The 14,003-nt window shown below is 62.2% G+C and carries 12 protein-coding genes; 3 read left to right on the forward strand and 9 right to left on the reverse strand.

Annotated features, from left to right (window positions below):
* Positions 1-4: 4 nt before the first annotated feature.
* Together deoC and LK434_RS07010 are read left to right on the forward strand one after the other, a co-directional pair.
* A complete protein-coding gene (gene deoC, locus LK434_RS07005; protein ID WP_006719715.1) occupies positions 5-676 on the forward strand; it encodes a deoxyribose-phosphate aldolase in 672 nt (223 codons plus the stop codon).
* A 24-nt stretch (positions 677-700) separates the two neighbouring features.
* The gene (locus tag LK434_RS07010; protein ID WP_227917684.1) at positions 701-1,921 is read left to right on the forward strand and encodes a phosphopentomutase; all 1,221 of its coding nucleotides are present in this window, start codon (positions 701-703) and stop codon (positions 1,919-1,921) included.
* A 134-nt stretch (positions 1,922-2,055) separates the two neighbouring features.
* Here LK434_RS07010 and LK434_RS07015 read toward each other — a convergent pair whose 3' ends face one another.
* The 5 genes from LK434_RS07015 to LK434_RS07035 form a co-directional block, all read right to left on the reverse strand.
* Entirely contained in the window at positions 2,056-2,520 is a 465-nt protein-coding gene (locus tag LK434_RS07015) for a hypothetical protein (RefSeq protein ID WP_006719708.1), read from the reverse strand.
* A 53-nt stretch (positions 2,521-2,573) separates the two neighbouring features.
* On the reverse strand, positions 2,574-3,389 hold the full coding sequence (locus LK434_RS07020; RefSeq protein WP_227917685.1) for a glycosyltransferase family 8 protein: 816 nt from the start codon (positions 3,387-3,389) through the stop codon (positions 2,574-2,576).
* Positions 3,390-3,579: 190 nt separating this feature from the next.
* Entirely contained in the window at positions 3,580-3,921 is a 342-nt protein-coding gene (locus LK434_RS07025) for an arsenate reductase family protein (RefSeq protein WP_006719705.1), read from the reverse strand.
* Positions 3,922-3,958: 37 nt separating this feature from the next.
* Positions 3,959-4,903 (reverse strand): nucleoside hydrolase, encoded by a 945-nt coding sequence (locus tag LK434_RS07030; RefSeq protein ID WP_040360480.1) that lies wholly within the window; start codon positions 4,901-4,903, stop codon positions 3,959-3,961.
* A 240-nt stretch (positions 4,904-5,143) separates the two neighbouring features.
* Entirely contained in the window at positions 5,144-6,079 is a 936-nt protein-coding gene (locus tag LK434_RS07035) for an undecaprenyl-diphosphate phosphatase (protein WP_148334417.1), read from the reverse strand.
* Positions 6,080-6,315: 236 nt separating this feature from the next.
* Between LK434_RS07035 and LK434_RS07040 the strand changes: the two genes are divergently transcribed.
* On the forward strand, positions 6,316-6,753 hold the full coding sequence (locus tag LK434_RS07040) for a universal stress protein (RefSeq protein ID WP_006719699.1): 438 nt from the start codon (positions 6,316-6,318) through the stop codon (positions 6,751-6,753).
* Positions 6,754-7,138: 385 nt separating this feature from the next.
* On the opposite strand, the gene LK434_RS07045 is transcribed toward LK434_RS07040, so the two are convergent.
* The 4 genes from LK434_RS07045 to LK434_RS07060 all read right to left on the reverse strand — a co-directional run bounded on the left by LK434_RS07045 (position 7,139) and on the right by LK434_RS07060 (position 13,971).
* Positions 7,139-9,658: a phosphoketolase family protein gene (locus LK434_RS07045; RefSeq protein WP_006719698.1), complete on the reverse strand. Its 2,520-nt coding sequence runs from the start codon at positions 9,656-9,658 to the stop codon at positions 7,139-7,141.
* Between the two features lie 530 nt (positions 9,659-10,188).
* Positions 10,189-11,208 carry a LacI family DNA-binding transcriptional regulator gene (locus LK434_RS07050; RefSeq protein WP_006719696.1) on the reverse strand — a complete coding sequence of 340 codons (1,020 nt, stop codon included), beginning with the start codon at positions 11,206-11,208 and terminating at the stop codon, positions 10,189-10,191.
* Between the two features lie 207 nt (positions 11,209-11,415).
* Positions 11,416-12,333 carry an ROK family protein gene (locus LK434_RS07055; RefSeq protein ID WP_040360479.1) on the reverse strand — a complete coding sequence of 306 codons (918 nt, stop codon included), beginning with the start codon at positions 12,331-12,333 and terminating at the stop codon, positions 11,416-11,418.
* A 102-nt stretch (positions 12,334-12,435) separates the two neighbouring features.
* Positions 12,436-13,971, reverse strand: a complete 1,536-nt coding sequence (locus tag LK434_RS07060; protein WP_006719692.1) for a DUF5605 domain-containing protein — start codon at positions 13,969-13,971, stop codon at positions 12,436-12,438.
* Positions 13,972-14,003 lie beyond the last annotated feature (32 nt).

Here is a 14,003-nt window from a genome sequence, read left to right on the forward strand (position 1 = left end):
CCTCATGTCCCTCACCAAGTCCGAACTCGCCAAGTACATGGACCACACCCTGCTCAAGGCCGACGCAACCGCCGAGCAGATCGACCGCGTTGCCGCCGAGGCGCGTGAGCTCAACACCGCCTCCGTGTGCGTGAACGGCTACTGGGTCCCCCGCGTGGCCCGTGCCCTCGAGGGCGCCGACGTCATGACCTGTGCCGTCATCGGCTTCCCGCTGGGCGCCATGTCCACCGCTGCCAAAGCTGCCGAGACCGCCGACGTCGTGGCCGCCGGTGCGCAGGAAGTCGACATGGTCATCAACATCGGCGAGCTCAAGGCCGGCAACGACGACGTCGTGCGCGCCGACATCGCCGCCGTGGCGGAGGCCGCTCACGCCGGCGGGGCGCACCTCAAGGTCATCATCGAGTGCTGCCTGCTCACCGAGGAGGAGAAGGTGCGCGCCAGCCGCCTCACCGTCGAGGGCGGCGCCGACTTCGTCAAGACGTCCACCGGCTTCTCCACGGGCGGCGCCACCGTCGAGGACGTGCGCCTGATGCGCGAGACCGTGGGCCCGGACTTTGGCGTGAAGGCCGCCGGCGGCATCCGCACCCTCGCCGACGCCGAGGCCATGATCGAGGCCGGCGCCAACCGCCTGGGCGTCTCCGCCAGCATCGCCATCCTGAGCGAGCTCGAAGCCTAATCGTTCGCGTCAAAGGACATTCGCATGACCTCACAGAAATTCAAGCGCATCCTCACCATCGTGATCGACTCGATCGGCGTGGGCGACGCCCCCGACGCGGCGCAATACAACTCCGACGGTGCCGACACGCTGGGCCATCTGACCCAGTGGTGGCTCGACAACCAGGGGCGCGCGCTCGCGCTGCCGAACATGGAGCGCCTGGGCCTCAACCTCGCGCGCCCCGACAATCCATTCGCCGGAATCGGCACGCCCGAGGCTCCCGCCGGCGCCTTTGGCCGCATGCGCATCATCAGCCGCGGCAACGACTCACTCGATGGCCACTGGGAGATGATGTGCCTGCCCACGCGCTTTGAGATGGACTACTTCCCACAGGGCTTTCCCGAGAGCCTGCTGGACAAGCTGCGCGCGTTCAGCGGTCGCGACATCGTGTGCAACAAGCCCTATTCGGGCACCGAGGTCCTCAAGGACTACGGCGAGCACCAGCTCAAGACCGGCGATTTGATCGTGTACACCTCAGGCGACTCGGTGCTGCAGATCGCGGCGCACGAGGAGGTCATTCCGCTCGAGGAGCTCTACCGCATCTGCGAGTACGCACGCACCCTCATCAACGGGCCCGAGATCACCATGGGCCGCGTGATCGCGCGCCCCTACGTGGGCACGTGCGCGACGGACTTTACCCGCACCGCCAACCGTCACGACTACGGCCTCACCCCCACCGGTCCCACCGTGGTGGACTTTTTGCACGACGCCGGGCTCGATACCATCGCCGTGGGCAAGACCTTCGACCTGCTGTGCGGCAACGGCTTTGGCGCGCACTACCACAACCAGAGCAACTCCGACGGCATGGACCATGTGGACGAGGTCATGGCGCAGGACTGGCATGGCCTGTGCTTTACCAACCTGGTGGATTTCGATGCCGTGTACGGGCATCGCCGCGACCCGTTGGGCGACGGCTTGGCGCTCGAGGATTTCGACCGCCGCTTGGGCGACGTGATGGCCCGCATGCACGAGGACGACCTGGTGCTCATCACCGCCGACCACGGCAACGACCCCACCTACCGCGGCACCGACCACACGCGCGAGCTCGTGCCGCTGCTGGCCTGGACCCCGTCCATGGCCGAGCGCGGATGCGCCGGGTGCGACCTAGGGCTGCGCGGCACCGCCAGCGACCTAGGCGCGACGATCCTGGAGAACTTCGGCGTCCCCGGCAACGGCGAGGGCACGAGCTTCCTGGAGTGCCTGTAGCTGCTAAGCGAATGCGCCAACTGCATAAGATGGGGATGGGGACATCCGCTCATCCATCCCCATTGAGCGTTGTTTTCTCCACTCACGGATGCGAATTGCTCCTATATGACGTCTACGCCGATCGCGGAAATGTACTATTTCGGCTCGCGACGTCCAGAACGCCATCGCGACTTCAAGTACGAGAGAATTAGTTCTCGGTTTGCATAGGCAAGCGATGCAAATACAGCGACGGTCACCAGCAGCCCAAAAAATGACCCTTTATCCGGAAAGAGCAGCGACAACAGCAGGCATACTGCAGAGAAGACCAATGCCGCCCCCACCGCTCGATGCGCCCCACGAGACTCAACCACGCGCTTTGCCTCATCCAGATGCTCTCCCGACAGCAGTGGCATTCCAGCGAGGAGCCCTGTCAACTTGCCTCGAAACATTAAGGTGCCGAACACCGCCAGCAAACAGGCCCCCGCTATTGACACCACAACATCCAGCATTGCCCTCGCCCCAATCCCATCTCTAAAAACTGTCACATCAACAAGCATTAGATTTATCTTAATCTGCCCCGTCAACACGTAGCAATCGTTAGCAACAACCTGATGAGCCATCTCAACCCGCTATTCAACAAGCCTGCATCCCCGTTCCATATAGCCCACGCGAATCACTTCAAAACGCGCTGGGCAAGAACGTCATAATGCTTATACAGGGATGCAAACTGTCCGCGATACCCAGGAGCCCACGGTTTGTTCTTACCGCAGAAATGCAAAATCGCCGTGTGCTCCATCACCCAATCGAGCGTCGCCGTTCCCCATGTTCGAATGATGTTATCTGGGTACTTGCGCGCGTCGTAATTCCAAATCTCATCGGGGATACGAAGGGTGACTGCGCCAAAAAGGGAATTAAACAGATCTTGATCGGGAAAGAGCATGACTTGCTCGTGTGCCTTCACATACGAAAAGAGTTCATCAACGCATATGCTCTTTCGAGCCCTTGCGATATCGAACAGAATCACGCCGGTATTAAAGTAGTCCGAAGACGTGCTAAGCCGAGCTTTGTTAAGCGCCGTCGCAGGGTGGACGGCATCCAGATGCGAAGCAGCGGCAAACGCGTTGCCATGCAAGTCGATTTCAAAAAGATCGTCAAGCGGATTGATAACGAGGATATCGGGGTCGAGATACAGGGCCCGCTCGATGGGAGCTTTGATTATGCTGGGTGCAAGCAGGCGGTAATACATCTCCTGGGGGTACCGCTCGCTGCATTTGGCTCCATCGAGGAGCACACGGTCGACCGTCACGGGCTCTATCGCGAGGCCGAGAACCGAGCAAAACCGTTCCAGCTCCTCAAGCGCCGGGAGGGAAATCCCCTTGTGCAGCAGCCAAATACGAACTTGAGCGCCCTGATTGCTTGCGCGCAGCGAGTACAACATGGTGCGGAGTGGGCCCAAGTACCCCTCATCACATGTGACAATGACGTCCATTGCATGCTGCTTCATCGAAATACCCCCACGAGGTCATGCACGCGCCACACGATGGGGAGGCATCTTCCCCATCGTCCAGGCTGCACTCACAAGATCACCGAGCGGCACCCAAGAAAACCCTCATCGCGGAAGACCTTTCACAGCCGCGCCGTCCGCGGTCTTCACCAGAGCCACCACCCGCAAGCGCGCCTTATTCCCAGGTCTTCCAGACGTCCGGGCAGTACCCAACCGTCGCCTTCTGGCCGTTGCGCACGATGGGCTCGCGCAGGACCTGCTGGTTCTCGAGCAACTTGTCGAACTTCTGGCTCTCGGCAAGGTAGGTGATGAGCGCCACCGTGTCCTGGTCCTTCGCGTTCTCGTCGACCACGGCGTCGATGCCGCCCACGGCGCGCATCACGCTCTGCAGCTCGCCCTTGCTCATCCCCTTTTCCTTGAGGTCGACGAACTGGACCTTGATGCGCCGCTCCTTAAAGTAGCGCTGCGCCTTCTTGGTATCGAAGCTCTTCTTGGTTCCAAAGATCTGGATGTTCATGGCATGCCCTCCGCAAGTTCGCGAGCAAGTGACGGTATTAGTACAGCGCGGGCGCCGCGGACATCGCGAGCTCGTCCACCAGGGCGTAGAAGCGCTCCGCGTCCGTATGCGTCACCAACGTGACCTCACGACCATCCTCGCAGCGATACGTCCGGCCCGCCGCCGCACCGTCAACACGCACGTCGCAACGCACGCGCTCCACCTCGGCAATATCCGCGTACAGGCAGTAGACCGTGGTGAGCACGTCCCACAGGTAGTACACGTTGTTCGCCGCCACGTTGAGCACGAGCGCGTAGCCCTGGCCGATGAGGTCGATGGCGGGGTAGCGGCGCAAAGTCGCCCAATGCTGGCAGAGCTCGCGCGTGAGCGGCAGCTCCTCGGTGCTCTCCAGGCCCACCATGTGAATCTCGAGCGAGGAGTCCCACACGCGCTTGACGGCCTCCGGATCCCAGAACGCGTTCCACTCCGCCGTGCCGTCAAAGCACGGGTCGACCACGTTGCCATGGCCGTCGAGCGAGCCGCCCATCCAGTAGAGCGCCTCGATCTTGTCCTCGATGGCAGGCTCGGCGTCGAGCGCGCGGGCGAGGTCGGTGAGCGGGCCGGTGAACAGCAGCGTGGTCTTGCCCTCCTGCGCCATGACCTTGTTCACCAAATCCAGGTGCGCAGGCACATCGGTCACGGGAGTCTTGGGCGCTCCATGCTCGTTCAGGATGGGCAGCGCGTCGAAGGTGAACGCCGCGCCGCGCCACTCGGAGGGGAACTGATGGTGCGGGCGCGACGTGGAGGCCGCCACCTCGAGCACGCCCTGCTTGCCGCCGAACAGGTCGATGATCTTGCGCGTTGCCTCGAGCGCCGCCTCCATCTGGCCGTCCGCGTCGATCACGGACACGCCCGTCACGTGGGCCTCGGGCATCTGCAAAAGCAGCAGCAGGCTCACAAGGTCGTCGACGCCACCGTCATGGTTGAAGTACACATTGGTCATGGAGAGGTCCCTTTCATACAACATGGCACGCACCCAGTATGCCAGAGCGCGTGCCATATACGTGCGTTTATGTGCAGCCCTGCAAAAGACCTGCGCCATAAAAAGACCTGCGCCATAGGCTAGCCAGGTCGAGCATGCCGGCGAATCACGGGACGCTATGCCCTGCAAACCCCTCCGCCGTCCGCTCACGACGAGCCGACTCGTAGACGAGGGCCGTGCCGCCGCGATGCGCCGCGATCACTAGCCCAGCAGAGCGAAATATCCCAAGACCGCGATGCCGAGCACGATGCGGTAGATGCCGAACGCCGTGAAGTCATGACGGCGCACAAAGCCCATGAGCCACTTGATGGCCACGAGCGACACCACAAAGGCAACCGCGCAACCCACGCCCAGAATGGCCAGGCCGCTCGCATCGAACACGCCGCCCTTGAGGAAGAACTTCACGAGCTTGAGGAAGCTCGCGCCGAACATGACGGGAATGGCGAGGAAGAACGTGAATTTGGCCGCCACAGAGCGCGTGGTGCCCAGCAGAAGGCCGCCGATGATGGTGGAGCCGGAGCGCGATGTGCCGGGGATGAGCGAGAGCACCTGAAAGCAGCCGATGCCCAGGGCGGTCTTGTAGGAGAGGTCCTCGAGCGAGGTGATGGCGCCAAAGTCGCCGCCCTGCGTAGGCTCGACGGCAACGGCGGGAGCCGCAAAGTGGGCACCGCCGGGACGGGCGTTCGCTGCGGCCTCCTCGGCCACGCGCGCCGCGAGCTTGTTAGCGCGCCAACGCTCGATCACGATGAACGCGATGCCGTAGACGATGAGCGCGGCAGCGACGACCCACGCGTTGTAGAGGTGCTCCTCCATGAAGTCGTCCAGCGGAATGCCGATAATCGCCGCAGGCAGGCAGCCCACGATGATCTTGCCCCACAGGCTCCAGGTGTCGCGGCACTCCTGGCGCGTCTTGCCAAACCCAAACGGCAGCAGGTCACGGATGAACAGCACGCACACGGCCAGGATCGCGCCGAGCTGGATCACCACGAGGAACATGTTCCAGAACTCTTCGGTCACGTTGAGCTTGATGAACTCGTCCACCAAGATCATATGGCCGGTCGACGAGATGGGCAGCCATTCCGTAATGCCCTCGACCAGGCCAAGGAAGGCAGATTTGAGCAGTTCGATGATGTCCACGTGGACCTCCCAGACATTTGAGCGGAGGCGCGGCGAAAGGCCCATGCCGTCGAGGAAGGACGAGCACCGCGCGTCACGTACCGGTCTATTATCGCCCCCAACGGCGCGCTGCACCGAAAAAGCGTGCCGTTCACGGCATATTGCCCCGGTGGATGGCTCATTTGGGTATAACTGTGGCATGGCAAAGCAACAAGACGGGCCACACGGAGCCCGTCGCTTAAGTTAAGGAGGCTACCATGCACGAGGGTTATTCCAAGGTATTTGTTGCCCTTGACGGCACCGAGCAGCAGGATTTCGTGCTCGCCCGCGCCATCAAAGTCGCCGCCAACAATGGGGCCGCGCTCGTCATCGGCCACGTCATCGACTCAACCGCCCTCGAATCCGCAGGCTCCTATCCGGCCGACCTGGTTCAGGGCCTGCAGGAGGCGTTCACCAACTCCATCACCGCCCAGGTCGAAGAGGCCAAGGCCAACCCCGATATTCCGTCGGTCGAGGTCATGATTCGCGCCGGTCGCATTCGCGAGACGCTCAAGGATGAGATGCTCGACGTGGTTCAGCCCGACCTGGTGCTCTGTGGCGCCCGCGGCCTGTCCTCCATCAAATACGCGCTGCTCGGGTCGATCTCCACGTTCCTGCTGCGCAACACCGACTGCGACATTCTGGTTGTGAAGTAGGTCGCCCCCGCATCGCGGACTGTCCACGCATCCAGGCACACGACCCTGGAAGCCCGCCATCGGCGGGCTTCCTGGGTTTTATTTACCGAGATGACCTTTTGGAATCCAAGGTGCAGCGATTTCGAACAGACTGTCCGCAGGCCATTCGGGTTACCCAAGTGATGCGGGCCAACCCTCTCGCCGACCTGTCGTAGATCGTCATAGAAGAGCCTCCGGCTCCAAAACTTTATTTATAAGCCCTGGAGCCGGGGGGCAGCTCACTGGTGTTCCGCCTCTTCGAGTTGGGATTCTGAGACGCTAGCGATTCGCTCGATCCGGAGGTGGGGCACACCTGAACGCATAAACCTCCAAGGCCGGGTAGAGGTTTGGCGTCACGGGGCTCAATCTACTCGTTATCGCCTGCCGTCATCTGCGTGGCGCTCAGCGCACTCTCCATATTGGACGCGGCATCGGGCCAAACCCAATCGGTGAACGCGGGATGATCGTAGCCCTCCTCGACGGCAAACTCGAACGCCTCGAGACGGAACGCCTCCCAGGCCTCGATCTGCCCGGCGTGCGCCGGATCGCAGCTCGCGGAGTCCACCAGACGCAAAGCCTCGGCAGCGAGCGCCCAGCGATCCATGTTGTTCAGGCGCAGCATGTCGAACGGGGTGGTGGTGGAACCCTTCTCCTCATAGCCGTGGACACACCAGGCGTCATGACCGGGGCGCGCCCACACCAGGCGACGGATCGTGCCGGCATAGGCATGGAAGCAGAAGAGGACCGGCTTGTCGCCCGCACCGAAGAACTCGGCGAAGCGCTCATCGGAGATCGCCTGGTCGTTCTCGCAGGCGTTCTGAATCTTGAGCAGGTCGACCACGTTCACGAACCACACCTTGACGCCATGCTCGCGCAGCAGGTCCACGGCGGCGAGCGCCTCGAGCGTGGGGACGTCACCACACGTGGCGATCACCAGGTCGGCTTCTTCGAGGCTCGAAGCGGTGCTCGCCCACTCCCATGCGGCCAGCCCCTCGGCGAGCTCGGCACGGGCGTCGTCCACCGTCACGAACGTCGGCGCGGGCTGCTTGCCGCAGAAAATCGCGTTCACGCAGTCCGTCGACTGGTACACGCGCTCCGCAACCGCAAGCGCCATGTTGGCGTCGCACGGATAGTATGCGTTCACGACGTGAGTGTCGTTTGCCTTGTTGAGCAGGACGTCGATGAAGCCCGGATCCTGGTGAGAGAAGCCGTTGTGGTCCTGGCGCCACACGTGGCTTGAAAGCAGGATGTTCAGACCGGAGATGGGAGCGCGCCACGGAATCTCGCGCTTAGTCGCCTCGAGCCACTTGCAGTGCTGATTCACCATGGAGTCGACGACGTGCACGAAGCTCTCGTAGCTCGACCACACGCCATGACGGCCGGTGAGCACGTACGCCTCGAGAAAGCCCTCGCACTGGTGCTCGGAGAGCTGCTCGATTACTCGGCCGCTCGGGGCGAGCAGGTCATCGTTGTCGGCGTCGGCGTAGTGACCGGCGAGCCACTGCTTGCTCGTCGCGGCATAGCAGTCCTGCAGACGGTTGGACGCGGTCTCGTCGGGGCCGAAGATGCGGAAGTTGTCGTTTTTGGCAAGGACATCGGCGGTGTAGGCGCCAAACACGCGTGCCGCCTCGGTGGCGCCCCACCCGTGTCCCTTCTCCGCCACGGGGACCTCATGGGCATGGATATCGGGCAGCTCAAGCTCACGGCGGATTTTCCCGCCGTTCGCGTTGGGGTTGGCGCCGATGCGCAAGTCGCCCTTGGGCATGAAGGCGGTCACATCCTCGCGAACCTGGCCTTCCGAGGTGAAGAGCTCCTCGGGGCCGTACGAGCGAAGCCAGGAACGGAGCACGCGGAAGTGCTCGTGGGTGTCGCGGGCATCGGCCAGCGGCACCTGATGCGCGCGCCAGGAGTCCTCGGTCTTCTTACCGTCGATATGCTTGGGACACGTCCACCCCTTGGGCGTGCGGAACACGATCATGGGGTACACGGGACGCGTCTCGTCACCCAGCTCGGCATTTGCTTTGATATCGCAGATCTCGCCGAAGACCACCTCGAGCTGCGCGGCGAAACGCGCGTGGATGGAGGCGTGCGACTCGTTGTCGAAGCCCGCCACAAAGAAGTGCGGCTTGTAGCCCATTCCCTCGAAGAACTTGGTAAGCTCCTCGTCCGAGATGCGCGCCAGGATGGTGGGGTTTGCGATCTTGTAGCCGTTGAGGTGCAGAATCGGCAGGACGATGCCGTCGGTCTTGGGGTTGACTAGCTTGTTGGACTGCCAGGAGGTGGCGAGCGCCGCGGTCTCGGCCTCACCGTCGCCCACCACGGCCACAGCCAGCAGACTCGGGTTGTCCATCACGGCACCGTATGCGTGGCTGAGGGTATAGCCCAGCTCGCCGCCCTCGTGAATGGAGCCCGGGGTCTCGGGCGCGAAGTGGCTCGGGATGCCACCTGGGTAGGAGAACTGGCGGAAGAACTTCTCAAGGCCAGCCTCGTCATCCGTGATGTCGGGACGGATCTCGCGGTACGTCCCGTCGAGTAGAGACTGTGCCGTTCCGGCAGGACCACCGTGGCCGGGGCCCATGAGGAAGATCGTGCTTTGGCCATGGTCGGCGATTAGGTGGTTCACGTGCCCGAACAAAAAGTTGATGCCCGGCGTGGTGCCCCAATGGCCCACCAGGCGGTGCTTGACGTCCACACGGCCAAAGTCGCGCTTCTTACCCGTCTTGGCATCGGTCCAGTCCTCGCGCATCAGCGGGTTGGAGCGCAGGTAGATCTGTCCAACTGACAGGTAGTTAGCGCAACGCCAGTACTTATCCACGGCGGCGAGAGCATCTGCGCTCACTGGGTTCTCGAGTTTGGTCCACGGAGTGCCAATCACGGGCTGCGTCATGGCTTTTCCCTTCCTACACGAAGCAGGCCAACACATCCCGCTCCTTTGATGTCTTTACCCGAGTGTAAACGCTAAAACGTTTTATCGTTTGCGATAAAACGTTTCTTCTAAAAATATTCAATTTTGTTTACTACTGTTTATGCTGTTGAGTGAAATTGAGCACATCTAAACACAAGGCGCGGCACGCGCAATCGGACAAAGAGCTTTGGTATGCGTTTGACCCATGCAGATTGAGCAATCTCAAATATGTGTGGGGTTTATCCGTAACGATCAAGTAGCGCGGCTCATCCGAGCACAAAACCCCAGTTGGCATCCGGTCGAATTGGTGCTCTACTCACCGTGCCAGATTAAAGCCCGCACATATTAATTACTAACACCCCAGCCAGTCGGTCGAACAGCCGCCCAGCCCACCGGCCATTCTCCTCCGGCGCCGCTGGCATGGATTTTGCCATCGGCGCCGGGAGCGAACGGCAGGAGAGGGCAGGCAGCCCGTGCGGAGAAGTTTCTCCTACGCAACTTGCAGGAAAGGCTCAGCGATCGAGCGGCGCAACGCTCGCCTGGCACACCAGGCGCGGAGCCAAAACACGGTCCTCAAACTCGTGCCCATCATGCTCGTTCACGCGCTTGAGTAGCAATTCCATCGCATTGTCCGCAAGCTTTGAAACGTTTTGCTCGATGGCGGTCAGCGCCGGCTCAAACAGCGCGTCGGCAGCGGAGTTGTCGTAGCTTACAAGCGAATAGTCGCGAGGCACACGCTTCCCGTGCGCGAACAGGCATTTGAGCGCACCCAAGGCGATGTTGTCGGAACTCGCGAAAATCGCGGTCGCATCGCTCTCGAGCACGCGCTCCGTCGCCGCGGCGCCATCGGCAATGTAGTAGTCGCTCTCGAACACGAGAGCGTCATCGGCCGCGACCCCGTGCGACTCGAGCGCCCGGCGATATCCCGTCATGCGCGCGCGACCGGTGTTCGACGACGTGTTGACCAGGCACGCTATACGCGTATGCCCGTGCTGCAGCAGGCAATCCGTCGCCAAAAAGCCACCGAGCTCGCTGTCAAAACGCACGCGGTCGCAAGCGACACCGTCAATAAAACGGTCGACCATCACCAAGGGCACGGGCAGCGTGGACAGGCTCTCGACAAGTTGCTCATCGGCATCGATCTCATGAGCGGTCACCAAAATCAAGCCGTCCACACCGCGATTGACCAGCAAGCGCACAAGCTCGTCCTCGTGCTCGGAGGACACATCAGAGTTCATGATGAATAGCGCATAACCGTGCTCGCGACAGCGAATCTCAAGGTTGCGCGCAAGCGACGAGAAGAAGCGGCTCTCGATGTTGGGGACGATCAGGCCAAACGTGCGGGACTGTTGCATCACGAGGCTGCGGGCGATCTGATTGGGAACGTAGCGTTTGCGCGCGGCGACCTCCTTGATGCGCCGGCGGTTCTCCTCGGAGATGCGGCAGGGCCGGTCGTTGAGAACGAGCGACACGGCTGAGGGGGACAGGCCGACTTCCTGCGCGATTTCCTTGAGCGTCACCTTGGCGGCCATATTCCCTCCCGTAAAAAAGACGGGCGTCGGCACATGCCGACGCCCGTTGCAATATTGCCGCACATACACGACTTGGTCAACGGCTTTACCACTGAACGGTCGGTCGCACGCCCCGCACGGTCGCTACGCCTACGCGAGCGGTTCGAGGATCACCAGCGCGTCGTGGCCGAAGGGATGCTGCCCTACGCGCGTTGAGCCAACAGCACGCTAAGACTGCGCCAGACGCATCGCGCCCTGAACGGCACCGTACAGGTTGGCGTCGTTACCGAGCTGAGCGGCGACCACGTTGGGCCTCGGAAACCCGGCGAGCGGACCCGCGAAGCCCGAGAGCGCGACTTCCATCTGCCTCTCGAGTGCCTCCATGAGCTCGGGGTGGCAGCTGATACCGCCCGCGATGGCGAACACGTCCGGATCAAGAACGGCCTGGAGGTTGAGCAGCATGTTGTCGAACATGAGCGCGTAGCGATCGAGCCCGCGCCGTGCGGCCTCGTCGCCCGCGGCGACCCACTCGAACGCCCTGCGCCCGTCCACCGTGCCGTCGTCCTCCATGCCCTTTTCGGAGAGCATGAGGGCCACCAGCGTGCGCCAGCTACCCGTCCCGCCGAAGATATTCCCCATGGAGACCGGCGCCTGCGCGTCGTTGCGGATGAAGCTGAACTCGCCCGCGAATCCGTTGGCGCCGCGCAGGACCCTGCCGTCCACGACGATGCCGCCGCCGATGCCCGTCCCGATCGCGAGCACAACGCCCGTGGAGGCGCCGCGCAGGGCGCCCGCGGCGTACTCGCCCAGAGCGCAGCACTTGCCGTCGTTGTCCACGGCGACCGGCATGTCGAAGCGCTCGCGCAGCAGTCTGCCCACTGGGCAACCGTCCATATAGGCGAGCGCACCGCCCCGATGGATCACGCCGTCCGGATCCCCCTCGTAAATGCCTCCGGGGGCGCTCACGCCAATCGCCCGGACACGGTCCGCGTACGGCTCGACGATCTCCATGAGGGTCGAGACCGCCTCTTCCGCAGTGGAGAAATCCGTTGGGATAGACCCACGCTCGCGAATGGAGAAATCTTCTCCGAGGACCGCCCACTTAACGCTCGTCCCGCCGATATCAATACCAAAAAACTCGTCCATCCCTTTTTCCTTCATCTACATGCCGCCCGTGTAAGACGTGCGGCCACCGTGCGAGCGCGCAATGCGGCCGAACGGGGGCAACCTCGAGTCGAGGCAGTACGGCTACTCCGCCTTGACCGTGCGCACGCGCAACATCATGTACTGACGGCTGGGCAGATCGATTCGGAACGCACCCTCAAACTCCTGCGGCAGGGTCTCGACGGTCATGTTCCACGTGTCGATAACGTCAACCTGGTAGCGCTTGCCCTCGTCTCCGGTGAACTCACGATACGCCGGGCGGAAGAAGCCGAAGTACATGAGGACGTCATCGGTGCCCTTGCCCATGGAATCGGCCATGCACGTCACGTCCCAGGTGAAGGTCCCGTCAATCACGCCGATCTCGTCGGGAACCCAATCCATTCCACTCGGCAGCGACTCCATGTAGGAGCGGCAAAACGCAATACGCTCGGGAGAGTCGCCGTACAGCTTGCCGCCATGCGCCCACCAGAGCTTGGGTCCGCGGTCGACAAAAGTCTCGCCGTGGGTCACATAGCCACCGCGCAAGCAGCCCTCCCAGAACCGACGAACCTCTTCCTCGGCGGTGAGGTTGCCCCAGCCCCAGTTGATGTTGCCCTCGTAACCAGCCTCGTCAACGATCACCGGCTTACCGTACTGGGCGCGCAAGTCGACCACGCACTCGGCGGTGCGCTGCAAATCGCAGCGCTGCCAGCTCACATGGGTGATCCAGGGATGGCTATGGTCGAAGATCTCGCGGCAGTTGTGGATTGAGCGCAGGTGGCCGTACGGGTCGTTGGCCATGACGATGCGAGCGTACAGGTCCCAATCCTCCGCCGGCTTCCAGGGCAGGAGATCCCATTCGTTCGCGAGGCTCCACCACACGTTCTTGTAGGCGGCAAGGCGACGCACCGCATACGTGAGATAGAAAACGTCCTCATCCTTGGTCATGCGGGAGAAGCCCCAGTCCTCGGGCTTGTCATACGGGTGCAGCAGGATAATATCCGCCTGGATGCCAAGCTCGTCGAGCTGGGCGATGCGCTTCTCCAGGTTCTCCCAAAACGGCTCGTAGAACTTGGTATGGTCGAACGCCCCCTTGGAGCCCTCGAACGCGTACATCGCCGGATCCTCCACGTTGTAGTCGTAGAACTTGGGGAAGATGCACATGCGGATCTTGTTGAACGGGGCGTGGGACAAGGTCTCGAGCGTCTGCTCTTGAAGCTCCTCATCCTGATTGGTCCACGCGTAGCACGTGGTACCAAAGGGCAGGTAGCGCGTACCGTCCTCATAGGCAAAGGTGAAGTCGTTCTCCGTGCTGAACGGGGCCTCGCGCGGCAGGACGTCGCGGGCACGAAGCACGCGACCATGGTTGTCCCCGCTCGCCGGCGTCACCTCGAACGAGCCCTGTACTCCGTTGAGGGCGGAGTCGCTGGAATGCGTGGCGTAGTTCCACGCGCCAGCGCTTCCGGGCATGAAATTGACCCCATAGGTGCCATCACCCTTGTAGAATCCGGGCACGTCCACGGCATCCCCGCCGTCAGCGCGTTCGAAACGAGCGCCAAACGTCACGTCGACATATGGATTGCCTTCAGCGGTGCCCTCAAGCTCCACGCTGAAGACCTTATATTGCTCTACAGACTTCATGGTTTCCTCCCATTTTGGAATGATCAATCTAC

Origin of the sequence: Collinsella stercoris DSM 13279 (genome assembly GCF_020735465.1) — a bacterium.
GTDB lineage: Bacteria > Actinomycetota > Coriobacteriia > Coriobacteriales > Coriobacteriaceae > Collinsella > Collinsella stercoris.